The 20,853-nt window shown below is 61.7% G+C and carries 19 protein-coding genes; 9 read left to right on the forward strand and 10 right to left on the reverse strand.

Annotation, left to right across the window (positions count from 1 at the left end; genetic code table 11):
• Nucleotides 1-353 precede the first annotated feature (353 nt).
• Nucleotides 354-2,672, forward strand: a complete 2,319-nt coding sequence (locus MMS95_RS17520) for a zinc/cadmium/mercury/lead-transporting ATPase (RefSeq protein ID WP_242142014.1) — start codon at nucleotides 354-356, stop codon at nucleotides 2,670-2,672.
• 80 nt (nucleotides 2,673-2,752) lie between these two features.
• Here the strand turns inward: MMS95_RS17520 and tusA are convergent, their stop codons facing one another.
• Nucleotides 2,753-2,998: a sulfurtransferase TusA gene (gene tusA / locus MMS95_RS17525; RefSeq protein ID WP_004934314.1), complete on the reverse strand. Its 246-nt coding sequence runs from the start codon at nucleotides 2,996-2,998 to the stop codon at nucleotides 2,753-2,755.
• A 220-nt stretch (nucleotides 2,999-3,218) separates the two neighbouring features.
• On the opposite strand from tusA, the gene MMS95_RS17530 reads away from it, so the two are divergent.
• The 3 genes from MMS95_RS17530 (at nucleotide 3,219) to MMS95_RS17540 (ending at nucleotide 4,998) form a co-directional block, all read left to right on the forward strand.
• A complete protein-coding gene (locus tag MMS95_RS17530; protein ID WP_004934310.1) occupies nucleotides 3,219-3,878 on the forward strand; it encodes a 7-cyano-7-deazaguanine/7-aminomethyl-7-deazaguanine transporter in 660 nt (219 codons plus the stop codon).
• Nucleotides 3,879-3,919: 41 nt separating this feature from the next.
• Complete coding sequence (locus MMS95_RS17535; protein ID WP_242142016.1) at nucleotides 3,920-4,354, forward strand: GNAT family N-acetyltransferase; 435 nt, start codon at nucleotides 3,920-3,922, stop codon at nucleotides 4,352-4,354.
• Nucleotides 4,355-4,434: 80 nt separating this feature from the next.
• Complete coding sequence (locus tag MMS95_RS17540; RefSeq protein WP_015376277.1) at nucleotides 4,435-4,998, forward strand: DcrB family lipoprotein; 564 nt, start codon at nucleotides 4,435-4,437, stop codon at nucleotides 4,996-4,998.
• Between the two features lie 34 nt (nucleotides 4,999-5,032).
• Here the strand turns inward: MMS95_RS17540 and glpC are convergent, their stop codons facing one another.
• The 3 genes from glpC to glpA are packed head-to-tail and all read right to left on the reverse strand — an operon-like array spanning nucleotide 5,033 to nucleotide 9,136.
• Nucleotides 5,033-6,232 (reverse strand): anaerobic glycerol-3-phosphate dehydrogenase subunit GlpC, encoded by a 1,200-nt coding sequence (glpC, locus tag MMS95_RS17545; RefSeq protein WP_242142018.1) that lies wholly within the window; start codon nucleotides 6,230-6,232, stop codon nucleotides 5,033-5,035.
• Complete coding sequence (glpB, locus tag MMS95_RS17550) at nucleotides 6,229-7,497, reverse strand: glycerol-3-phosphate dehydrogenase subunit GlpB (protein WP_015376275.1); 1,269 nt, start codon at nucleotides 7,495-7,497, stop codon at nucleotides 6,229-6,231. The genes glpC and glpB overlap by 4 nt, the downstream gene beginning before the upstream one ends.
• The gene (glpA, locus tag MMS95_RS17555; RefSeq protein WP_015376274.1) at nucleotides 7,487-9,136 is read right to left on the reverse strand and encodes an anaerobic glycerol-3-phosphate dehydrogenase subunit A; all 1,650 of its coding nucleotides are present in this window, start codon (nucleotides 9,134-9,136) and stop codon (nucleotides 7,487-7,489) included. Before glpA ends, glpB begins: the two co-directional genes overlap by 11 nt.
• 364 nt (nucleotides 9,137-9,500) lie before the next feature.
• Between glpA and glpT the strand changes: the two genes are divergently transcribed.
• Together glpT and glpQ are read left to right on the forward strand one after the other, a co-directional pair.
• Nucleotides 9,501-10,853 carry a glycerol-3-phosphate transporter gene (gene glpT / locus MMS95_RS17560; protein ID WP_015376273.1) on the forward strand — a complete coding sequence of 451 codons (1,353 nt, stop codon included), beginning with the start codon at nucleotides 9,501-9,503 and terminating at the stop codon, nucleotides 10,851-10,853.
• A gap of 82 nt (nucleotides 10,854-10,935) precedes the next feature.
• On the forward strand, nucleotides 10,936-12,015 hold the full coding sequence (glpQ, locus tag MMS95_RS17565) for a glycerophosphodiester phosphodiesterase (protein WP_156866368.1): 1,080 nt from the start codon (nucleotides 10,936-10,938) through the stop codon (nucleotides 12,013-12,015).
• 43 nt (nucleotides 12,016-12,058) lie between these two features.
• Here glpQ and yigL read toward each other — a convergent pair whose 3' ends face one another.
• Both yigL and pldB read right to left on the reverse strand, forming a co-directional pair.
• Nucleotides 12,059-12,856, reverse strand: a complete 798-nt coding sequence (yigL, locus tag MMS95_RS17570; RefSeq protein WP_004934290.1) for a sugar/pyridoxal phosphate phosphatase YigL — start codon at nucleotides 12,854-12,856, stop codon at nucleotides 12,059-12,061.
• 4 nt (nucleotides 12,857-12,860) lie between these two features.
• Complete coding sequence (gene pldB, locus MMS95_RS17575) at nucleotides 12,861-13,904, reverse strand: lysophospholipase L2 (protein WP_015376271.1); 1,044 nt, start codon at nucleotides 13,902-13,904, stop codon at nucleotides 12,861-12,863.
• 147 nt (nucleotides 13,905-14,051) lie between these two features.
• On the opposite strand from pldB, the gene rhtB reads away from it, so the two are divergent.
• Entirely contained in the window at nucleotides 14,052-14,672 is a 621-nt protein-coding gene (rhtB, locus tag MMS95_RS17580; RefSeq protein ID WP_004934282.1) for a homoserine/homoserine lactone efflux protein, read from the forward strand.
• Nucleotides 14,673-14,720: 48 nt separating this feature from the next.
• Here the strand turns inward: rhtB and rhtC are convergent, their stop codons facing one another.
• The 3 genes from rhtC to pldA are packed head-to-tail and all read right to left on the reverse strand — an operon-like array spanning nucleotide 14,721 to nucleotide 18,108.
• Entirely contained in the window at nucleotides 14,721-15,341 is a 621-nt protein-coding gene (gene rhtC, locus MMS95_RS17585; RefSeq protein WP_048326581.1) for a threonine export protein RhtC, read from the reverse strand.
• 12 nt (nucleotides 15,342-15,353) lie between these two features.
• Nucleotides 15,354-17,186, reverse strand: a complete 1,833-nt coding sequence (gene recQ / locus MMS95_RS17590; protein ID WP_031300091.1) for an ATP-dependent DNA helicase RecQ — start codon at nucleotides 17,184-17,186, stop codon at nucleotides 15,354-15,356.
• Between the two features lie 43 nt (nucleotides 17,187-17,229).
• Nucleotides 17,230-18,108: a phospholipase A gene (gene pldA, locus MMS95_RS17595; RefSeq protein WP_015376269.1), complete on the reverse strand. Its 879-nt coding sequence runs from the start codon at nucleotides 18,106-18,108 to the stop codon at nucleotides 17,230-17,232.
• 203 nt (nucleotides 18,109-18,311) lie between these two features.
• Between pldA and MMS95_RS17600 the strand changes: the two genes are divergently transcribed.
• Nucleotides 18,312-18,782, forward strand: coding sequence for a thioesterase family protein (locus MMS95_RS17600; RefSeq protein ID WP_004934267.1), 471 nt, complete (start codon nucleotides 18,312-18,314; stop codon nucleotides 18,780-18,782).
• A gap of 66 nt (nucleotides 18,783-18,848) precedes the next feature.
• Entirely contained in the window at nucleotides 18,849-19,736 is an 888-nt protein-coding gene (rarD, locus tag MMS95_RS17605; protein ID WP_004934265.1) for an EamA family transporter RarD, read from the forward strand.
• A gap of 16 nt (nucleotides 19,737-19,752) precedes the next feature.
• On the opposite strand, the gene corA is transcribed toward rarD, so the two are convergent.
• Nucleotides 19,753-20,703 carry a magnesium/cobalt transporter CorA gene (corA, locus tag MMS95_RS17610; RefSeq protein ID WP_004934262.1) on the reverse strand — a complete coding sequence of 317 codons (951 nt, stop codon included), beginning with the start codon at nucleotides 20,701-20,703 and terminating at the stop codon, nucleotides 19,753-19,755.
• Nucleotides 20,704-20,853: the final 150 nt, after the last annotated feature.

Below are 20,853 nucleotides of genomic sequence, written 5' to 3' on the forward strand. Positions count from 1 at the left end.
CAATGCGGCCTGCAGACTCAAGCGAATCATGCTGGCTTTACTCAGGGGAAAAGGTAAATTTCGCTAAAGCGTTATAGATTAATAACTCTTTATTATTAGGTCGGGCGATTTTTTAGTTTCTATAGGAATATTATTTTCTTATTTAAACTAACGGCAGCGAGCCTTTTCGCCCCAATAGGGGATAAGAAAAGCCGATAGATTAAAATCCGCATTATTCATTATTGAATGAATACCCCCCTTTCTACGCTTGAACGCCGTTAGCAATAATTCTCATCCGGCGCTTGACTCTGGAGTGGACTCCAGGGTGTAGAGTCAGTTGAGCAAACCCGTTTAACAGCCCGCAGGGGGACGTTATGCACAATCAGCAAAACCATAATCATCAGGAACATCACCACGCCGAAGGCGGATGCGGCTGCAACCACAGCCACAGCAAAACTCAGCACGGCTGCAGCAGCGAACCGAAAAACGCCACCGCACAGGCCGAACACGCCCACCATCATCACGATCATGGCGATAGCGGCTGCTGCACCGCCGCGCCCGACGATCCGGACGAGGAAAGCGACAGGCTGGCCGCCGCTCCCCCTTCCGGCAGCCAACGTTTCAGCTGGAAAGTCACCGGCATGGACTGCCCCAGCTGCGCCAAGAAAATCGAAAATGCCGTCACCGCACTCCCCGGCGTCGACAGCGCGCGCGTGTTGTTCGCCACCGAGAAACTGGTGGTCGACGCGCAGTCCGACATCAGCCTGCGGATCCAGGATGCGGTCGCCCAAGCCGGCTTTACCCTGCTCGGCGCTCAGACCGCCAAAGCCGCCGCGCCGAAAACCTCACGCTTCGGCGAATTCGCGCCGCTGCTGCTGTTAACCACCCTGATGGTGGTCAGTTGGGTGCTGGATCGGGTTAACCCGGAGCTGGGCCGCATCGCCTTTATCGCCACCACGCTGGTCGGGTTGGCGCCGGTCGCCGCCAAGGCGCTGCGTTTGACTCGTTCCGGCACGCCGTTTGCCATCGAAACGCTGATGAGCGTGGCGGCCATCGGCGCGCTGTTCATCGGCGCCACCGCCGAAGCGGCGATGGTGCTGCTGCTGTTTATGGTCGGCGAACTGCTGGAATCCTACGCCGCCAACCGCGCACGGCGCGGGGTGAAGGCGCTGATGGAGCTGGTGCCGGAAGATGCGCTGCTGCTGCAAGGCACGGAACGCAAACGCGTGCCGGTCGCCAACCTGCGCCCCGGCGACGTGATTGAAATCGCGCCCGGTGGGCGCCTGCCGGCCGACGCCGAGCTGCTCAATCCGTTCGCCAGCTTCGATGAAAGCGCCCTGACCGGTGAATCGGTGCCGGTCGAGCGCCAACAGGGGGAGAAAGTGGCCGCCGGCAGCCTGTCCGTCGATCAGGCGGCGCAGATGAAGGTGATATCCGAGCCCGGCAAAAACGCCATCGACCGCATCCTGCAGCTGATTGAAGAGGCCGAGGAGCGCCGCGCGCCGATCGAACGCTTCCTCGATCGCTTCAGCCGCTATTACACCCCGGCCATTATGCTGCTGGCCGTCGCGGTGATCCTGGTGCCACCGTTGCTGTTCTCGCAGCCGTGGGATACCTGGATCTATCGCGGCCTGACGCTGCTGCTGATCGGCTGCCCATGTGCGCTGGTGATCTCAACGCCGGCGGCCATCACATCCGGACTGGCGGCCGCCACGCGGCGCGGCGCGCTGATTAAAGGCGGCGCGGCGCTGGAGCAACTGGGCCAGATCCAAACCATCGCCTTCGATAAAACCGGCACCCTGACCGAAGGCAAGCCGACGGTGACCGACGTGCTGCCGATCGGCGCGCTCACCGAACAGCGGCTGCTGCAGCTTGCCGCCGCGGTGGAAGCCGGTTCACATCACCCGCTGGCGCAGGCGATCATCAACCGCGCCGCCGCAAGCGGGGCTGAGTTGCCGCTGGCGCAGGCGCGCCGCGCGCTGGCCGGCGTCGGCGTGGAAGGGATCGTGGACGGCAAGACCGTGCTGATCAGCGCGCCGGGCAAGCTGGCGCCGGGCCTGCTCGACGCCCAATGGCAGAGCCAGGTAGACAAGCTGGAAAACGCCGGCAAAACGGCGGTGGTGGTGCTGGAAGACGGCGCGCCCATCGGCTTGCTGGCGCTGCGCGATACGCTGCGCGGCGACGCCAAGCAGGCGATAGCCGAACTGAACGCGCTGGGCATTCGCGGCGTGATGCTGACCGGCGACAACCCGCGCGCCGCCGCCGCGATCGCCGGCGAGCTGGGCCTCGACTATCGCGCCGGTCTGCTGCCGGAAGATAAGGTCAGCGCAGTCACCGAGCTGAGCGAACTGCGCCCGACGGCGATGATCGGCGACGGCATCAACGACGCCCCGGCGATGAAAGCCTCCAGCATCGGCATCGCCATGGGCAGCGGCACCGACGTGGCGCTGGAAACCGCCGACGCCGCCCTGACCCACAATCGGCTGGTGGGCGTCGCGGAGATGATCCGCATCTCGCGCGCCACCCACGCCAATATCCGGCAAAACATCACCATCGCGCTGGGGTTGAAGGGGGTCTTCCTGATCACCAGCCTGCTGGGGCTGACCGGTTTGTGGCTGGCGGTGCTGGCTGACTCCGGCGCCACCGCGCTGGTCACCGCCAACGCGCTGCGGCTATTGAGAAAGCGCAGCTAAGCTCTGAAACAAACACGGGCGCGGCATACCGCGCCCGTTGTCATTTGGGGGAGGGAACTTTTAACTCGGCCGCGCCGCCGTTAGACGCCTTTACGTAACAGATAACGGTATGGCACCTGTTCGGTCTCCTGCGCCACCAGCGTATGCTCCATAAAGCGGCAGAACCCCGGGATATCGCGGGTGGTGGCCGGATCGTCGGCGATAATCAGCAGCGTTTCGCCGTTGTCCATATGGCGCACGGTTTTGCGCACCATCATCACCGGTTCCGGACAGCGCAGCCCCAGCGCGTCGAGCGTCTGGTCTGCCTGGGCAAATAAGTCAGTCATGCAATTTTTCTCGTTCAAAAACGATCGGCGAACGCTCGCCGCATCTCATTAGCGCCTAGTTTACGCCGGTAGTTTTTCTGCGCAAGATGCGTTAACGTTTGCGTTAAATTTAACCATTGCATTGGTTGCGCAAACGCGTATCATGCCGCCGCGCAGCGTTTTTTGCTGTTTTGACAAGACACACTGGGTTCCCTCACCCCACTGCTAAAAAGGCTACAACATGTATTCGTTTACCGCACAGCAGCGCTTTACCGCGTTGGTCTGGCTTTCGCTGTTTCATATCGCCATCATTACCTCCAGCAACTACCTGGTGCAGCTGCCGATCACCGTTTTCGGCTTCCATACCACCTGGGGCGCCTTTACTTTCCCGTTTATCTTCTTGGCGACCGATCTGACCGTGCGCATCTTCGGCGCGCCGCTGGCGCGGCGCATCATCCTGGCGGTGATGGTGCCGGCGCTGTTCATCTCTTATGTGATCTCCACCGTCACCTATCAGGGAGAATGGCAGGGCTTTGCGGCGCTGAACAGTTTTAACCTGTTCGTGGCGCGCATCGCCGTCGCCAGCTTTATGGCCTATGTGCTCGGCCAGATCCTCGACGTACACGTCTTCAACCGCCTGCGTCAACGCAGCGCCTGGTGGGTGGCGCCGGCGGCGGCGATGTTCCTCGGCAACATCAGCGATACGCTGGCGTTCTTCTTCATCGCCTTTTATAAGAGCAGCGATCCCTTCATGGCCAACAACTGGGTGGAGATCGCGCTGGTGGATTACAGCTTCAAGGTGATGATCTGCCTGCTGTTCTTCCTGCCGATGTACGGCGTATTGCTGAACATGCTGCTCAAACGCATCGCAGCGCGCAGCGGCGGCCTGCAGCCGGGCTGAGTCGTGTTATTCTGGGCGGCCCTATCCTTTGGAGGCCGCTCATGACCCCAATCGTCCGCACCGCCACGCTTGAAGACATCCACCGCCTTTACCAACGCATCCCCGAATTCGGCGGCCTGCATAGCCTGGCCGATCTGCAGCGGCGCATCGTCGCCGCCCCCGCCAGCCTGTTGATCGCCGAGATAGCCGGGCAACCGGCCGGTTTCAAACTCGGTTATCAACGGCAGGAAACGGTGTTTTACAGCTGGCTGGGCGGCGTGTTGCCGGCATTTCGTCGCCACGGCGTGGCGCAGGCCTTGTTGGCTGAACAGGAACGCTGGGCGCGGGCGCAGGGCTATCGCCAACTGACGGTCAAAACCCGTAACCGGTTCCGCGCCATGCTGACGATGCTGATCGCCCACCACTATCAGATTGTTCAGCTGGAAAAGAAAGGCGAAGTGGCTGATTATCGGCTATTACTGGAAAAAAACTTGTGACAACATCTGCCTTGCATTTCAACCTGGAATAGGTTGCGATACGACAGTGAATCCCTACCGGAAAGGAAGAAGGAAGCCCGATGCGTAAAGTAGCGAAATTGATGGGTATCAGCCTGCTGGCGCTTGGCCTCGCGGCCTGCGACGGCGAAACCAAAGACACCAAGGCGGCAACGGACGGCGCGGCGGCCAGCGCGCCGGCCGGGCAGCAGGTGAGCCTGCTGGACGGTAAACTGGCGTTCACCCTGCCTGTCGGCATGGCGGATCAGAGCGGCAAGCTGGGCAACCAGGCCAACAACATGCATGTTTACGCAGACAGCACCGGCCAGCGCGCGGTGATTGTGATCCTGGGTGACAAGACCGCCGACAGCCTGGAGACCCTGGCCAAGCGCTTGGAGAATACCCAACGCGCGCGTGACGCCAACCTGCAGGTAATCACCAACAAAGCGCTCGACGTCAACGGTGTGCCGCTGCGTCAGCTGGACAGCATCATCACCAGCGGCGGCGAGAAAGCCTATTCTTCCGTCCTGATCGGCTCGCTGAACAACAACATGCTGACCATTCAGGTAACGCTGCCGGCGGACAATCAGCAGCAGGCGCAGACCGAAGCCGAAGGCATCATCTCCACCCTGAAGCTGAAGCAGTAATCCCACAAAGGGCCGGCTTGCCGGCCCTTTCGTTTTATGCCAGCGCCTGCGCCAGCAGGGTGATCGGATGTTCGCAGCGTTTGCTGGTGGACATTTCTATCTGCCATTTGCAGGTCTCGCAGTCGGTCACCACCAGATCCACCCCGCTCTCTTCTATCTGCCGGAACAGCGGCGCGCCGATGCCCTGCGACGTGGCGTAGTTCTCCGATTTGAACCCGTAGGTGCCGGCGATGCCGCAGCACTGCGAATCCAGCACCACCAGCTCCAGCCCCGGTATCTGCCGCAGCAGCTCCAGGGTGTAGGCGGTCCAGCCCATCTTCTCCATATGGCAAGGCGTGTGATAAGCCACCCGCAGCGGCGTGCGTTTCAGCGGCAGACTGCGCCCCTGATTGATCAGACGATAGAGATAGCGCGTAGCCAGCTCCACCCGATCGCGCACCGGGGTGGTGTCTACGTCCAGCAGATGAGGGTATTCGTCACGCAGGGTGAAGGTGCAGCTCGACGAAGTGGCCACCACCGGAATGCCGCGCTCCAGCACCGTTTCATGCAGCGATTCGGCATTGACCCTGGCCTGCTTTTTGGCCTGCTCGATAAACCCGTTGGCGATCAGCGGCACGCCGCAGCATTTCTCGCGCTTCAGCAGCTGCACGCCGATATCCAGCGCATTGAACACCCGGATCAAATCCTTGCCCAGCTGCGGGTGGTTATAGTTGACGAAGCAGCCGTGGAAGAACGCCACCTGCTCGGCGTAACGCTGCTGCGCCTGCGCCTGTTGCCGGTACCAGCGGCGGAAGGTGCCGAACGAGTATTTCGGCAGTTCACGACGGTGATCGATCTTCAGCGCCTTGTCCAGCAGCTTGCGCACCGGTTTCAGCCCGGTGGCGGCGTTGACGATCGGCGCGAACGGCGTCGACAGCGATCCCATGATATCGGTGTGGCTGAGGATGGCGTCACGCAGCGTCGGCTTGCTCTGGGCAAAGTCGGCGCGGGCGCGCTGAATGATGTCGCCGATTTTGACATCGGACGGGCAGGCCACTTCACAACGCTTGCAGTTGGTGCAATATTTCAGCGCTTCATCGTACAGCGTCGGGTCTTTCAGCCGCAGCCGCTCGCCGTCCGGCCCCGCCTGTTTCGGCCCCGGGTAGAGCGGGTTCACTTTGGCGACCGGGCAGTAGGTGGTGCAGACGGTACATTTGATGCAGCTTTCAAAGCTGTGATCCTGATGCAGGCTCATGCGTTCTCCTCCGCGGCGATCTGCTGCGCAACGTGCAGCGCACCGATCAATGACACGCCGGCGCCGCAGCCCTGCTGCAGCGGATCGTAACCGCCGGCGACCGCACCGATGGCATACAGATTGTCGAACGGCACTCCCTGCTTCATCGCCCGCAGCCTGCCGTCGGTACGCACGCCGAACTGCAGGTAAGGCTGCGGCGCGAACAGCTCGCGTCGGCTCCAGTCGGCGCGATCGGCGCGGCTGTGCACGTCCAGCCCGAAGATCGGCTCACGCACTTCATCGAAATCCGCCACCAGCCCGTTGCTGAAGAAGCTGCCGCTGGCCAGCACCACCTGCTGCGCCCGCAGCGGAATATCGCCGTGGTTGCGGGTATACAGGCCGGTGACGCGGCCGGCTTCACACTCGGCGCGCAGCACGCTGTCGCCCGGCATGAAAACGCCGCCCAGCTGTTGGAAACGCCGCCGCAACGCCTGGTGCAAGCGCATGCCGGGCACCGAAGGCGGCAACGTCGGCAGCAGTCGGACCGGCTTGCCGACCGCATCCTGCAACACCGCCAGCGACGCGTCGTCCTCCAGGCCCAGACAGGCCGGCAGGAAGAGCGCCTCGGCCTCGCCCGCCAGCCGCCGCAGCTCTTCAGCCAACGGCGGCAGGCTTTCCATCAAATCCAGTACCCGGGCGATGTTCACCGCGCGGAACTCGCTGGGGTTATTGCGCAATCTGTCCAGCGCCGGCATGTGCAGATAGGCCACGTCCGTCTGCACGCCGAGCTCGCGGCTTAAGGCGTCGGCGGCCATCTGCGGTTGGAAGTCGAGGAACCCTTCGATGCCGATCACCGCAATGCGCCGCCAGGGCAGTTGGCCGGTCAGCGGCAGCGTCGGGATCGCCTGCGGGCTGAGCCAGGTGGCGCGGCGCGTGCCGAGCGGCGTGATGCGCAGATGGTTGTTCACCCCCTCGCCCTGGAGATTCAGCCCGCAGCGTTCCAGCAGCCGCTGCGCGGCGGCGGACAGCGCCGCCACCCGGCCGGGGCCAATCAGAGAATACGGATGCTGCGGCGCCTGTTGCGCCAGCTGCGGCAGCGCCGCCAGTGGCATCTCGACCGGCGTGCCGTCCGGCAATCTCGCCAGCAGATCGAGCGAGCCGGAGGAGAAGTAGAGCGCGCTCTGGCCGGAACTGACCACCGCACAGCGTTTGCCCTGTTCGGCCACGGCAATGGCGCAGCTCAGGCCCGCCAGGCCGCCGCCAATCACCACTACGTCAAATCGCATCATCCGCCTCCTGCTCTTTGTCTGCCTGGGCCTCAAGCCCGCATAATCCCTGGTAAACCCAACTGGTAAATTCACTCTCGCGCAGCGCATCGCCCCAGGCGATCGGCCGCACGCCTTTCCAGCGTTCGTTGAGGAACTGCGACAGCTGCGCGATGGATTGCTGCGGCGTGCTGACCTTGAAGCGCGTCAGCAGTCCGGCGGCGCGGCAGGCGCAGAGTTCACCCTGGCAGGTGCCCATGCCGACGCGGGTGCGGCGGCGCAGATCCACCAGGTTATTGACGGTCAGCGAATTGACCGCATAGCGCACTTCCCCGGCGGTCACCGCCTCGCACTCGCACACCAGGCTGGTGTCGAGCCGATCGGCCGCCGGCACCTGGCTGGCGCGATCGCCGTGCCGGTAAATCGCCGAGCCGCGGATGCTGGCGGGCAGAGAAACCACGCTGCGCACCGTTTCCTCCGCCGACTGACGGGATCCGGGCAGCGCGTCCTGCGCGGTGGTGCACGGGCGGTTTACCCCGAGCTTTTCGCACACCTTGTCGGTGGCCCACTCCGCCATCAGGCGGTAGGTCATCAGCTTGCCGCCGGTGATGGTGATAAACCCTTCCAGCCCGTCGCGGGCGGCGTGATCGAGCAGCACGATGCCGCGGCTGACATTGCGCCCGCTGGGATCGTCGTCGCTGGCCACCAGCGGCCGCACCCCGGCATAGGCGCGCAGAATGCGGGTCTGCGCCAGGGTGGGCGCCAGCAGCGCCCCCTCGCGGATCAGAATGTCCACCTCCTGCGGGGTCACCAGCATGTTGTCAATTTGGTCGTAGTCGATATGGGTCGAGGTGGTGCCGATCAGCGAGATGGTGTCGCCCGGCACCAGGATGTCGGCGTCCGCCGGTTTGCGGCAGCGGTTGATCACCATGTTGTTGATGCGGTGACCGAGGATCAGCAGCGCTCCCTTGGCCGGGAACATGCGGATACGCAAATCGGCGTATTCGGCGATCTGCTGGCCCCAGATGCCGGCGGCGTTGACCACCACCGCTGCGTGCAGCTCATAGCGCCGCTGATTCTGATGGTCGTAAACGCGCACGCCCGTCACCCGGTCGCCGCTGCGCAACAATCCGACCACCTGGTGGTAAGTCAGGATCTGCGCGCCGTGTTCGCGCGCATCCAGCATGTTGGCGGCGGTCAGCCGGAAAGGATCGACGGTGCCGTCCGGCACCCGCACCGCGCCAATCAGCGCCGGATTAGCCGCCGGCTCCAGCCGCAGCGCCAGCTGCGGGTCGATCGCTTCGGCGTCGATGTCGGCCTGGCGACAGGCGGCGATAAACTGTTGCTGATACTCCAGCGAGTCCTGCGGCAGGGTGATGAACAGCCCATCGGTGCGCTCGATACAGTGATGCGCGATGCGTTTCAGGATGCGGTTCTCTTCGATGCACTCGCGCGCCGACTCGCCGTCGGTCACCGCATAGCGCGCGCCGCTGTGCAGCAAGCCGTGGTTGCGGCCGGTGGCGCCGGTGGCGATGTCGTGACGCTCCAGCAAAATGCAGCGCAAGCCGCGCCGCGCACAATCGCGGGCAATGCCTGCGCCGGTGGCGCCGCCGCCGATGATGATCACATCCGTTTCGCCGCCGTCAAAATAGCTGCTCATGTCGCTCCCTCAGGATCGGTAGTTATGAGCCTATTGAGCCACGGTTATTAGGGTCTTTGTTTGATAAGGAACAAGAACGAACATAAAACGAAATAAAAATGTCCACAAAAAACCATCAATGTGATCATAATCACGATTTTTGGACGTTTTTCTATTTCATAACGTTAACGAATCGCTCAAAATCCGCCGTGGTTTCATGAAAGTGTAACAATTGCGCCATTCGTCACAGCGACACCAGGCGTATTTGTCGACAATGGCGCTCGTTATGGAACACAAAAACACCACATTCGATATCCGCTCAATCATCAAATGAACGTAAAAGGTCATATTGATGTGATAACAGATAAAGCCATCGGAGGCGCTCATGTTGAGTATTTTTAAGCCGGCCGCACACATCGCCCGTGTGCCGAGCGATAAGGTAGACCCGCTCTACCGTAAGCTGCGCTGGCAAATTTTCCTGGGGATCTTCTTCGGTTACGCCGCTTACTATCTGGTGCGTAAGAACTTCACCCTGGCCATGCCTTACCTGATCGAACAAGGCTTCAGCCGCGGCGACCTCGGCTTCGCGCTGTCGGGCATCTCCATCGCCTACGGCTTCTCCAAATTCATCATGGGTTCGGTCTCCGACCGTTCCAACCCGCGAGTGTTCCTGCCTGCCGGCCTGATCCTGGCGGCGGCGGTGATGTTGTTCATGGGCTTCGTGCCGTGGGCCACCTCCAGCATCGCGGTGATGTTCGTTCTGCTGTTCCTGTGCGGCTGGTTCCAGGGCATGGGTTGGCCGCCGTGCGGCCGTACCATGGTGCACTGGTGGTCGCAGAAAGAACGCGGCGGCATCGTTTCCATCTGGAACTGCGCCCACAACGTGGGTGGCGGCCTGCCGCCGCTGCTGTTCCTGCTGGGTATGGCCTGGTTCAACGACTGGCACGCGGCGCTGTACATGCCGGCCTTCGGCGCCATCCTGGTGGCCCTGATCGCCTTCGCCCTGATGCGCGACACCCCGCAATCCTGCGGCCTGCCGCCGATTGAAGAGTACAAAAACGACTATCCGGACGACTACAGCGAAAAAGACGAAGAAGAGCTGACCGCCAAGCAGATCTTCATGCAGTACATCCTGCCGAACAAGCTGCTGTGGTACATCGCGGTCGCCAACGTGTTCGTCTACCTGCTGCGTTACGGCATTCTGGACTGGTCGCCGACCTACCTGAAAGAAGTGAAGCACTTCGCGCTGGACAAGTCTTCCTGGGCCTACTTCCTGTATGAATACGCCGGTATCCCGGGCACTCTGCTGTGCGGCTGGATGTCGGACAAAGTGTTCAAAGGTAACCGCGGCGCCACCGGCGTGTTCTTCATGACGCTGGTGACCATCGCCACCGTGGTGTTCTGGATGAACCCGGCCGGCAACCCGACCGTGGACATGATCTGTATGCTGGTCATCGGCTTCCTGATCTACGGCCCGGTGATGCTGATCGGCCTGCACGCGCTGGAGCTGGCGCCGAAGAAAGCCGCCGGCACCGCCGCGGGCTTCACCGGCCTGTTCGGCTACCTGGGCGGCTCGGTCGCGGCCAGCGCCATCGTCGGTTACACCGTGGACTTCTTCGGTTGGGACGGCGGCTTCATGGTGATGATCGGCGGCAGCATCGCAGCGGTCATCCTGCTGCTGCTGACCATGCTGAACGAGAAGAAACACCACGCGGAAATCGCCGCCAAGCGCGGTTAAGCGTCACACGACTTTTGCATGATTTAAAGGCCGCCCTGCGGCCTTTTTACTACCCTGCCCCCAACAACACGGAGAAAACGGAATGCGGACTCAAGTCAAAGCCCTGCTGACAGGGATCATTCTCGCCACCTCGATGGTCAGCGCCGCGCAGGCGGCGGACAAAGTGGTCATCGCCCACCGCGGCGCCAGCGGCTACCTGCCGGAACACACCCTGCCGGCGAAGGCGATGGCCTACGCGCAGGGCGCCGATTATCTCGAACAAGATCTGGTGATGACCAAGGACAACGAGCTGGTGGTGCTGCACGACCATTACCTCGATCGCGTCACCGACGTCGCCGAACGCTTCCCGGACCGCGCGCGTAAAGACGGCCGTTATTACGCCATCGACTTTCGGCTTGCGGAGATCAAATCGCTGAAGTTCACCGAAGGCTTTGAAATCGAAAACGGCAAGAAGGTGCAGGGCTACCCTGGCCGCTTCCCGATGGGCAAATCCGACTTCCGCGTGCACACCTTCCAGGAAGAGATCGAGTTCGTGCAGGGTCTGAACCATTCGACCGGCAAGAACATCGGCATCTACCCTGAAATCAAGGCGCCGTGGTTCCACAAACAGGAAGGCAAAGACATCTCCAGTAAAGTGCTGGCGGTGCTCAAGCAGTACGGCTACACCGGCAAGAACGACAACGTCTACCTGCAGTGCTTCGACGCCAACGAGCTCAAGCGCATCAAGAACGAGCTGGAGCCGAAGCTGGGCATGGATCTGAAGCTGGTGCAGCTGATCGCCTACAACGACTGGCAGGAAACCTACGAGCAGAAAGCCGACGGCAAGTGGGTGGAATACGACTACGACTGGATGTTCAAACCGGGCGCGATGAAGAAAATCGCTCAGTATGCCGACGGCATCGGGCCGGACTACCACATGCTGGTGGTGGCGGAAAAATCCAAGCCGGGCCACATCGTGCTGACCGACATGGTGAAAGAAGCGCACGCCAGCAAGCTGGCGGTGCATCCGTTCACCATCCGCGCCGATGCGCTGCCGAAGTACGTGACCGACGTGAACCAGCTGTATGACGTGATTTACAACCAGGCCGGCGTCGACGGCGTGTTCACCGACTTCCCGGACAAGGGCGTGCAGTTCCTGCAGAAGCAGGGCCAGCACAAGTAATGCCAAGGGCGCCGCGAGGCGCCCTTATTATTTAATGGTTATTTCAGAGGAACATCTTGCGCAGGTAGTGCGGCACCGCGTTATCGACGTTGGAGCCGATCACTTCCAGCTCCGGCAGCATGTCCTTCAGGCGCTGATGCGCGTCGCGCATGATGCAGCCCTTGCCGGCCATCGACAACATCTCCAGATCGTTCATGCCGTCGCCGAAGGCGATGCACTCTTGCAGCGTATAGCCGATGATCTTGGCCACTTCTTCCAGCGCATGCCCTTTCGACACGCCGCCCGCCATCACTTCCAGGCAGGTAGGGAACGAGAAGCTGACGTTGACCCGATCGCCCCAGCGCGCGTTGATGGCGTCTTCCACCTGCAGCAACCGCTCGTGATCTTCACAGGTGAAGTAAACCTTGCAGACGCCGTCGGTTTCCAGCAGGCCCGGCTCAAACAGCTGATATTTGAACACCGACTCCTGGAAGAACTCTTCCTGCTCCGGGCTTTCGCGGTTGGTAAACCAATCGTCGTTACGGTAGACGTTGGTGGTGATATCCGGATCGTCGTGCAGCATGCCGTACAGATCGCGGGCGATATCCCCGTCCAGGTTGTGGCTGAAAATCAGTTCGCCGGCGGTGTTGTGCACCCGTGCGCCGTTGGAAGTGATCATAAAGGCGCTGATCTCCAGGCTGTCGCGGATCTGCGCCACGTCGATATGGTGGCGGCCGGTGGCGAACACGAAATGCACGCCGCGCTGAGTCAGCAACTTCAGCGTTTCTTTAGCGTACGGCGACAGGGTATGGTCGGGAGACAGCAGCGTGCCATCTAAATCGGAAGCGACGACGTGATACATAGCGTTATGTTCTAACCTCTGATGGAGTTGTCGGCGGCAGCGCGCCGCCTAAGTGTTGAGCAAAGAAGCGCAGAATTGCGTTCAGTGCTTCGGCGCGCAGCGCGTCCCGCTCGAACAGGATCTCATGGCGTGCGCCGTTGATAACCCACGGGAGCCCCCCTTCGCAAGGGCGCCCCGCGTCTGACAGAGCCTGACAAAAAGCCTGGTGCGAACGGTTGTCGACTACCCGTTCTTCACCGGCCTGCAAAAGCAACAGCGGCGTGGTGATCTTCCCGGCCTGCGCGATAATCTGCCGGCCGGCGCGGATGCTCTCCCGCACCCAATGGTAGGTCGGCCCGCCCACCTGCAGCTCGGGGTAATCGGCATAATAACGCAGGCTGCGCCGGTAACGCTCGCGGCTATGGGTCAACACGTTGACCACATAGGGCAACGGACGCCACTGGCCGGTGCCCACCGCGTAATAGTCGCGGATCGCCGGGCGGGTCTCCGCCCAGTCGAGAATGCGATCGGCCAGCCAACCCGGCATCGGCAACCGGATGCCGAACATCGGCGCGCAAAACGCCGCCGCGTCGAACGCCTGCGGCCGGCGCTGCAGGAACTGCGCCAGGATCGCGCCGCCCATCGAATGCGCCAGCGCGAAGCGCTGCCGATAACCGTGCGATTCGACCTCGCGCAGCCACAGCTGTTCGAAATCGTCCACGTAGTCGGCGAAGTTTACCACATGACCGCGGTGCGTATCCGCCAGTAAACGCCCGGAACGCCCCTGGCCGCGATGATCGACGATCACCACGTCGTAGCCGCAGTGGAACAGATCGTAGGCCACCTCAGGGTATTTCACGTAGCTTTCGATGCGGCCGGGGCTGACCACCACCACTCGCTGATGCCGCGCAGAACTGAAGCGCACAAAGCGGATCGGCACGCCGTCCACGCCGCTGAATTCGCCTTCTTCGCGCTGCCGCCAGAAATCCAGCAGCGGCCCGGTGGCGAAGGCAGCGAACTGCGTTTCACGCGTTAACCAGTCATCGGAGCTGAGAGTGAACGAGGTCATCGAGAGCGTTTTCCCTGTGGGGCCGGCGGAAAATGTGACCGCTGGCACAAGAAATCATACTAGCGTATTGTGATTCAATTCTGACAAAAACAGCGCCGCCTCGGCGCATTGTGGCACAAAACGACACTTTCAGGGAGCCGAAGCACCATGACCTTGGACTGGTGGTTAACCTATCTGCTGACCACGCTTATCCTGAGCCTTTCCCCCGGCTCAGGCGCCATCAATACCATGAGCACCGGCATCAGCCACGGCTATCGCGGCGCCGCCGCCTCGATAGCCGGGCTGCAGGTCGGGCTGAGCGCGCACATCGTGCTGGTGGGCATCGGTCTCGGCGCGCTGATATCGCAATCGCTGCTGGCGTTCGAACTGTTGAAATGGTTGGGCGCCGCCTACCTGGTGTGGCTCGGCATCCAGCAGTGGCGCGCCGCCGGCGCGCTGGATCTGCATGCGCTGGCGGGCAGCATGCCGCGCCGCCGTCTGTTCCGCCGCGCGGTGCTGGTCAACCTGACCAACCCGAAAAGCATCGTGTTTCTCGCCGCGCTGTTCCCGCAGTTCATCTTGCCCAATCAGCCGCAGGCCGAGCAGTATCTGGTGCTCGGCGTCACCACCGTGGTGGTGGATATTCTGGTGATGATCGGTTACGCCACTTTGGCGACGCGCATCGCCGGCTGGCTGAGAACGCCGCGCCAGATGCAGTTGCTCAACCGACTGTTCGGTTCGCTGTTCATTCTGGTGGCGGGGCTGCTGGCGACTGCCCGCAAAGCCTGACAAAAAAGGCCGGGCATCGCTGCTCGGCCTTGGGCATTTCACTGCCGGTCAGCGGGTAAAGATCAGGTGTAACCCGAAGCCGGTAAACAGCACGCCCGCCACCCCGTCTATCCACTTGGCCAACCGCTGATAACCGCGGCGCATCGCCGGCAGCGCGAACACCACCGCCACCAGGCTGAACCAGACAAAGGTCTCGGCGACGATCAGCAAGAACAGCCCCCAGCGCGCTCCGGCGCCAACGCTGTCGCCGACGAACAGCGAGAACACGCTGCCGAAATAGATCACCGCTTTCGGGTTGGACAGATTGGTCAGGAAGCCGCGAATAAAGCTGCGCCCGGCCTTGGGCAACGCCACCTGGGCCTCCGCCGCCGGCGGAGCTTGCTGCGCCCGCGCGGAACGCAGCAGTTGCCACCCCATCCAGCACAGGTACATCCCGCCGCCGACCATGATGATCTGATGCAGCCAGGCCATCTTCTGCAGGATCAGGTGCAGCCCCATCAACGCCACGCCGGCCCACACCACGATGCCGAGCGAAATGCCGACCACGCCCATCATCGCCTCGCGGCGCGAACGGCTGGCGGCGGTTTGCGACACAAAAAAGAAGTCCGGCCCCGGGCTCATCAGCGCAATCAGATGCACCAGCGCCACGGTGAGAAACAGCATTAGCATGATTTATCGCCCTCAGTCTTCGTCATTGTCGAGATGGTCGCGGATCATCGCCATAAAGGGCGCGCCGAAACGCTCCAGTTTGCGCTGGCCGACGCCGTTGACGCTCAGCAGATCGCCGGCCTTGATCGGCATCTGTTCGGCCATTTCCAGCAGCGTGGCGTCGTTGAACACCACGTAGGGAGGAATGTTTTCTTCGTCGGCGATCGACTTGCGCAGTTTGCGCAGCTTGGCGAACAGCTTGCGATCGTAATTGCCGCCGTAGGATTTCTGGTTGGCGCTGCTGCGCGACTTCAGGCTCTGAATGCGCGGCACCGCCAGCTGCAGCGCCACCTCGCCGCGCAACACCGGGCGCGCCGCCTCGGTCAATTGCAGCGCCGAGTGCATGGCGATGTTCTGGGTGATAAAACCCAGGTGGATCAACTGACGCAGCACGCTGGTCCAGTGTTCGGTGGTCTGATCGCGGCCGATGCCGTACACCGGCAGCTTGTCGTGGCCATATTCGCGGATACGCTGGTTGTTGGAGCCGCGCAGCACTTCCACGATGTACCCGAGGCCGAAGCGCTGGCCGACGCGATACACGCAGGACAGCGCCTTGCGCGCGTCCTCCAGCCCGTCGTAGCGCTTGGGCGGATCGAGGCAGATATCGCAGTTGCCGCAGTTTTCGTGCTTGCCTTCGCCAAAGTAGTTGAGCAGCACCAGGCGGCGGCAGGTTTGCGCCTCGGCGAACGCCCCCATGGCATTCAGCTTGTGGCGCTCGATGTCCAGCTGTTGCCCGGCGGGTTTCTCTTCCAGGCAGCGGCGCAGCCAGGCCATATCGGCCGGATCGTACAGCAGGATGGCTTCGGCCGGCAGGCCGTCGCGCCCGGCGCGGCCGGTCTCCTGATAATAGGATTCGATATTGCGCGGGATGTCGAAATGCACCACGAAACGCACGTTGGGTTTGTTGATGCCCATGCCGAAGGCGACGGTGGCCACCACCACCTGCAGATCGTCACGCTGGAACGCTTCCTGCACCTGGGCGCGGCGATCGTTGTCCAGCCCGGCGTGATAAGCGCCGACGCTCAGCCCGCGGCTTTGCAGGCGCGCGGCGGTGTCTTCCACCTTGGCGCGGCTGTTGCAATAGATAATGCCGCTCTTGCCGCGCTGATCCTGCACGAAGCGCCACAGCTGATCGAGCGGTTTGAATTTTTCCACCAGCGTGTAGCGGATGTTCGGCCGGTCGAAGCTGCTGACCTGCACCAGCGGGTCCTGCAGCGACAGCAGGCGCACGATATCGCCGCGGGTGGCCTCGTCGGCGGTGGCGGTCAGCGCGATCACCGGCATCGACGGGAAACGCTGTTTCAGCTGACCCAGCGCGCGATATTCCGGCCGGAAGTCATGGCCCCACTGCGAAATACAGTGCGCCTCATCCACCGCCAGCATCGCCGGCGGACAGTGATCGAGCAGGCTGAGGAAGCTTTCCATCATCAGCCGCTCCGGCGCGATGTACAGCATCTTGATGGTACCGTTGCGGCAGCCGGCCATAACGTCCAGCTGCTCCTCGCGGGTTTGCGTCGAGTTGTAGCAGGCGGCGGAAACGCCGTAGGCCAACAGTTGGTCGACCTGGTCCTTCATCAGCGAGATCAACGGGGAAACGACCAGCGTCAGGCCGTCCATCACCAGCGCCGGGATTTGGTAACACAGCGACTTGCCGCCGCCGGTCGGCATCACCACCAGGCAATCCTGCCCGCCGATCGCGGCGTTGATAATCGTTTGTTGGCCCGGGCGGAATTGCTGGTAGCCAAAGGTATCGCGCAATACCTGCTCGGCCAGCAACTCTCTGTTAATCACTGCTGCGGTTGACACACACTTCCCCATTTTTTCATCGGTACACACCCATCGGGTATGATTACATAATATCGTTCAGCATGACACCAACGCCCACCCGTGTCTGCCGGAAGTTGTAGTCGATCAGCGATTCGCCGTAGCCGCTGAACACCTGGGTATAGAAACGCACGTTGCGGGTGATCGGGTAACTCCAGCCCAGTTCCGCGCCGCCGTAGCCGCTGTTCCAGTTGTAGTGGCTGTCGACGCTGAACACACTGTCGCCCCAGGCGTAACCGACCTTCAACCGGTAGTATCCCATGTATTTGGTGATGTCCGGGTTGTCGTCGTTGCTCGAGCTCTCCGAGAAGCGGAACCAGGGCTTGAGATCCACCTGCCAGTTGCCATTTTGCGCCATCAGCCGCGCATAGCCGCGATTCCAGCTGCGCGACGTCGGATCCGAGCGGCCGTTAGACTGATGGTTAACGCCGATTTCCACATCGCGCAGCGTCCAGCCGGCAAAGCGGTAATCGGTCGCCCACCCCACGAACAGCTGCGGCTCGTAGTTGGTCTCGCGGAACGGCGAAGACTCGCCGCGGTTGGACAATTGCCACCAGGAGCGCTGAGTATAAGACGCGCCGAGCACCGAGTTGTCGCCGGCAATGCCCCGCCACAGCGGAAACGCCAGGCTAAGCTGGTATTTCACCTCGTCCTTGCGCGCCTTGTCGGCCCAGTTGTACGTCTTGATGGCTTCTTTGTTGATATCGCTGGTGTCGGTGTACAGCAGGTAATTGGGATCGTAAGGATACAGCGTGAATGGATTATCGTGCTCCTGCAGCAGGTTGGCGATAATGCTGCCGCGCACCGTCGGCTTATCGTGAATCTGCTGCTCTTTGGCTTCCTCAGCCAATGCCAGCGCCGGCATCAACAGCGTGGCGGAAACGATCCCTGACAAAATGCGCATAACCTCTCCTTACTCCAACGAAAAAGGGCAAGCCCGGAAAAAATCAGGCCATTTTACACACAAAGGAGGATTTACCGCAGCGCGGTCCGGTTTTATTGGAATAGTCTGGAAAGCAACAAAGGTTAAGCATAAAATCAACATTCCATTAACCTGGACTGACCAGTTAGCTCCCTTAAAACGCAAAAGAAAAACGGAACCCCGCTATGTCAACCACTGCTCTGACCCTGGAAGCCGCCCGCCGCAAGATCGGCGAAATCTTTGTCTACCACATGCCGTTCAACCGCGAGCTTGGCCTGGAGCTGCGCCGCTTCGACGATGACTACGTCGAGCTGAGCTTCACCAACCAGCGCAAGCTGGTGGGCAACGCCGCGCAGGAAATTCTGCATGGCGGCGTGATCGCCGCGGTGCTCGACGTCGCCGCCGGGCTGGCCTGCGCCGGCGGCGTGCTGACGCGCATGGAACCGCTGATCGAAGAGGAGATCGCCGCCAAACTGTCGCGCATGGGCACCATCGATCTGCGCGTCGACTATCTGCGCCCCGGCCGCGGCGAACACTTCGTCGCCTCCGCCAGCGTGCTGCGCAGCGGCAACAAGGTCGCCGTCGCGCGCGTAGAACTGCATAACCACGACGGCCTGCATATCGCCACCGCTACCGCCACCTATCTGGTCGGCTGATGATTGTGTGCGGTGAGCGACTTCAGTACACTCACCGCATCTTACGTTCCCCACCAGAGTGACGTCATGGACGCAAAGCAAACGCGTCAGGGCATTTTCTTCGCCCTGGCCGCCTATTTTATGTGGGGCATCGCCCCGGCCTATTTCAAACTGATCCAGCAAGTATCCGCGGACGAGATCCTCACCCACCGGATCATCTGGTCGTTTTTCTTCATGCTGGCGCTGATCACGCTGGGCCGCAACTGGCCGAAAGTGCGCGCCGCCTGCCAAAACCGCAAACGGCTGCTGTTGCTGGCGGTCACCGCGCTGTTGATCGGCGGCAACTGGCTGCTGTTCATCTGGGCGGTGAACAATCACCATATGCTGGAAGCCAGCCTGGGCTACTTCATCAACCCGCTGGTTAACGTGCTGTTGGGGATGCTGTTTCTCGGCGAACGTTTCCGCCGCATGCAGTGGGTGGCGGTGGCGCTGGCGTTCACCGGGGTGCTGGTGCAGCTCTGGCAGTTCGGCTCATTGCCGATCATCGGTCTGGGCCTGGCGTTCAGCTTCGCCTTCTACGGCCTGCTGCGCAAGAAAATCGCCATCGACGCGCAGACCGGCATGCTGATTGAAACGCTGTGGCTGCTGCCGGTGGCGGCGGGCTACCTGTTCCTGTTCGCCGACAGCCCCACCAGCCACCTGAGCGCCAACCCGTGGTCGCTGAATCTGCTGCTGGTCGCCGCCGGTATCGTCACCACCGTGCCGCTGCTGTGCTTCACCGCGGCGGCTACCCGGCTGCGCCTGTCGACGCTCGGTTTCTTCCAGTATCTCGGCCCGACGCTGATGTTCCTGCTGGCGGTCACCTTCTACGGCGAGACCGTCGGCCAGGACAAGCTGGTGACCTTCGGCTTTATCTGGGCGGCGCTGATCCTGTTCACCCTCGACGCGCTCTATACCCAGCGCAAGCTGCGCTGAGCCCGGCGCCGCCGAGTTACAGCCAGTTCTTGCGCTTGAAGTACAGGTAAGGGGCCAGGCCCGCCAGGATCATCAAGGTGATGGCGCCCGGGTAGCCGAACGACCATTTCAGTTCCGGCATGAATTCAAAGTTCATGCCGTAGCTGGAGGCCACCAGCGTAGGCGGCAGGAACACCACCGACACCACCGAGAAGATCTTGATGATACGGTTCTGTTCGATGTTGATGAAACCCATCGCCGCCTGCATCAGGAAGTTCACCTTCTGGAACAGCGATTCGTTGTGCGGCAGCAGGGATTCGATATCGCGCAGCACTTCACGCGCCTGCTCCAGCTGGCCGGTCGGCAAACGCGCCTTGCGCACCAGGAAGTTGAGCGCGCGCTGGGTATCCATCAGACACAAACGCACCTTCCAGCCGATATCTTCCAGCTCCGCCAGCGTCGACAGCGCGGCGTCGTATTCGTCGCCCTGATGCCCTTCCATGATCACCCGGCTAAGCTGTTCCAGATCGCTGTAGATGTTCTCTATCTCATCCGCCAGCTGTTCAATCTTGGTTTCGAACAAATCCAGCAGCAGTTCGTAGGCGTTGCCTTCGAGCATGGTCTGGTTGCGGGCGCGCATGCGGTACAGGCGAAACGCCGGCAGTTCACGCTCACGCAGGGTATACAGGCGACCGTCGCGGATGGTGAAGGCCACCGTGGAGTTGCCGGCGTGATCTTCCGCATCTTCAAAGTAGAAGAAGGAGTGGATATGCAGACCGTCTTCGTCTTCGAAGAAACGGGCGGAGGCTTCGATGTCGTCCAGTTCGGGACGCGTCGCCAGGCTTTGTCCCAGCTCATTCTGCACGCGCTCACGCTCGCCCTCTTCCGGCTCGACCAGATCAACCCACAGCGATGACGTGAGATCATCCGAGTCGTCCAGTTCCAGACGGGACAAGCGGCGGTTATCTAATTTAAAAGCGCTCAGCATGTGCCAAAACTCCGTGAAGGTAACGGGTGCGGACAACGCGTTGAAGCACAGAAACAGAGGGGATGCGTATCACCGATTTGTTTCAGACCATGAAGAGATCTGACTCATAGCGACGCTTTGCGGGGTCGCCGACAACCACGAAGGCTATCA

The organism is Serratia sp. PGPR-27 (genome assembly GCF_022678525.1).
Taxonomy (GTDB): Bacteria; Pseudomonadota; Gammaproteobacteria; order Enterobacterales; family Enterobacteriaceae; genus Serratia; species Serratia nematodiphila.

Excerpts from the sequence above, each read along its gene's own strand:
- MMS95_RS17520 (WP_242142014.1), top strand. The coding sequence starts at position 354 with ATGCACAATCAGCAAAACCATAATCATCAGGAACATCACCACGCCGAA.
- tusA (WP_004934314.1), bottom strand. The coding sequence starts at position 2,998 with ATGACTGACTTATTTGCCCAGGCAGACCAGACGCTCGACGCGCTGGGG.
- MMS95_RS17530 (WP_004934310.1), top strand. The coding sequence starts at position 3,219 with ATGTATTCGTTTACCGCACAGCAGCGCTTTACCGCGTTGGTCTGGCTT.
- MMS95_RS17535 (WP_242142016.1), top strand. The coding sequence starts at position 3,920 with ATGACCCCAATCGTCCGCACCGCCACGCTTGAAGACATCCACCGCCTT.
- MMS95_RS17540 (WP_015376277.1), top strand. The coding sequence starts at position 4,435 with ATGCGTAAAGTAGCGAAATTGATGGGTATCAGCCTGCTGGCGCTTGGC.
- glpC (WP_242142018.1), bottom strand. The coding sequence starts at position 6,232 with ATGAGCCTGCATCAGGATCACAGCTTTGAAAGCTGCATCAAATGTACC.
- glpB (WP_015376275.1), bottom strand. The coding sequence starts at position 7,497 with ATGCGATTTGACGTAGTGGTGATTGGCGGCGGCCTGGCGGGCCTGAGC.
- glpA (WP_015376274.1), bottom strand. The coding sequence starts at position 9,136 with ATGAGCAGCTATTTTGACGGCGGCGAAACGGATGTGATCATCATCGGC.
- glpT (WP_015376273.1), top strand. The coding sequence starts at position 9,501 with ATGTTGAGTATTTTTAAGCCGGCCGCACACATCGCCCGTGTGCCGAGC.
- glpQ (WP_156866368.1), top strand. The coding sequence starts at position 10,936 with ATGCGGACTCAAGTCAAAGCCCTGCTGACAGGGATCATTCTCGCCACC.
- yigL (WP_004934290.1), bottom strand. The coding sequence starts at position 12,856 with ATGTATCACGTCGTCGCTTCCGATTTAGATGGCACGCTGCTGTCTCCC.
- pldB (WP_015376271.1), bottom strand. The coding sequence starts at position 13,904 with ATGACCTCGTTCACTCTCAGCTCCGATGACTGGTTAACGCGTGAAACG.
- rhtB (WP_004934282.1), top strand. The coding sequence starts at position 14,052 with ATGACCTTGGACTGGTGGTTAACCTATCTGCTGACCACGCTTATCCTG.
- rhtC (WP_048326581.1), bottom strand. The coding sequence starts at position 15,341 with ATGCTAATGCTGTTTCTCACCGTGGCGCTGGTGCATCTGATTGCGCTG.
- pldA (WP_015376269.1), bottom strand. The coding sequence starts at position 18,108 with ATGCGCATTTTGTCAGGGATCGTTTCCGCCACGCTGTTGATGCCGGCG.
- MMS95_RS17600 (WP_004934267.1), top strand. The coding sequence starts at position 18,312 with ATGTCAACCACTGCTCTGACCCTGGAAGCCGCCCGCCGCAAGATCGGC.
- rarD (WP_004934265.1), top strand. The coding sequence starts at position 18,849 with ATGGACGCAAAGCAAACGCGTCAGGGCATTTTCTTCGCCCTGGCCGCC.
- corA (WP_004934262.1), bottom strand. The coding sequence starts at position 20,703 with ATGCTGAGCGCTTTTAAATTAGATAACCGCCGCTTGTCCCGTCTGGAA.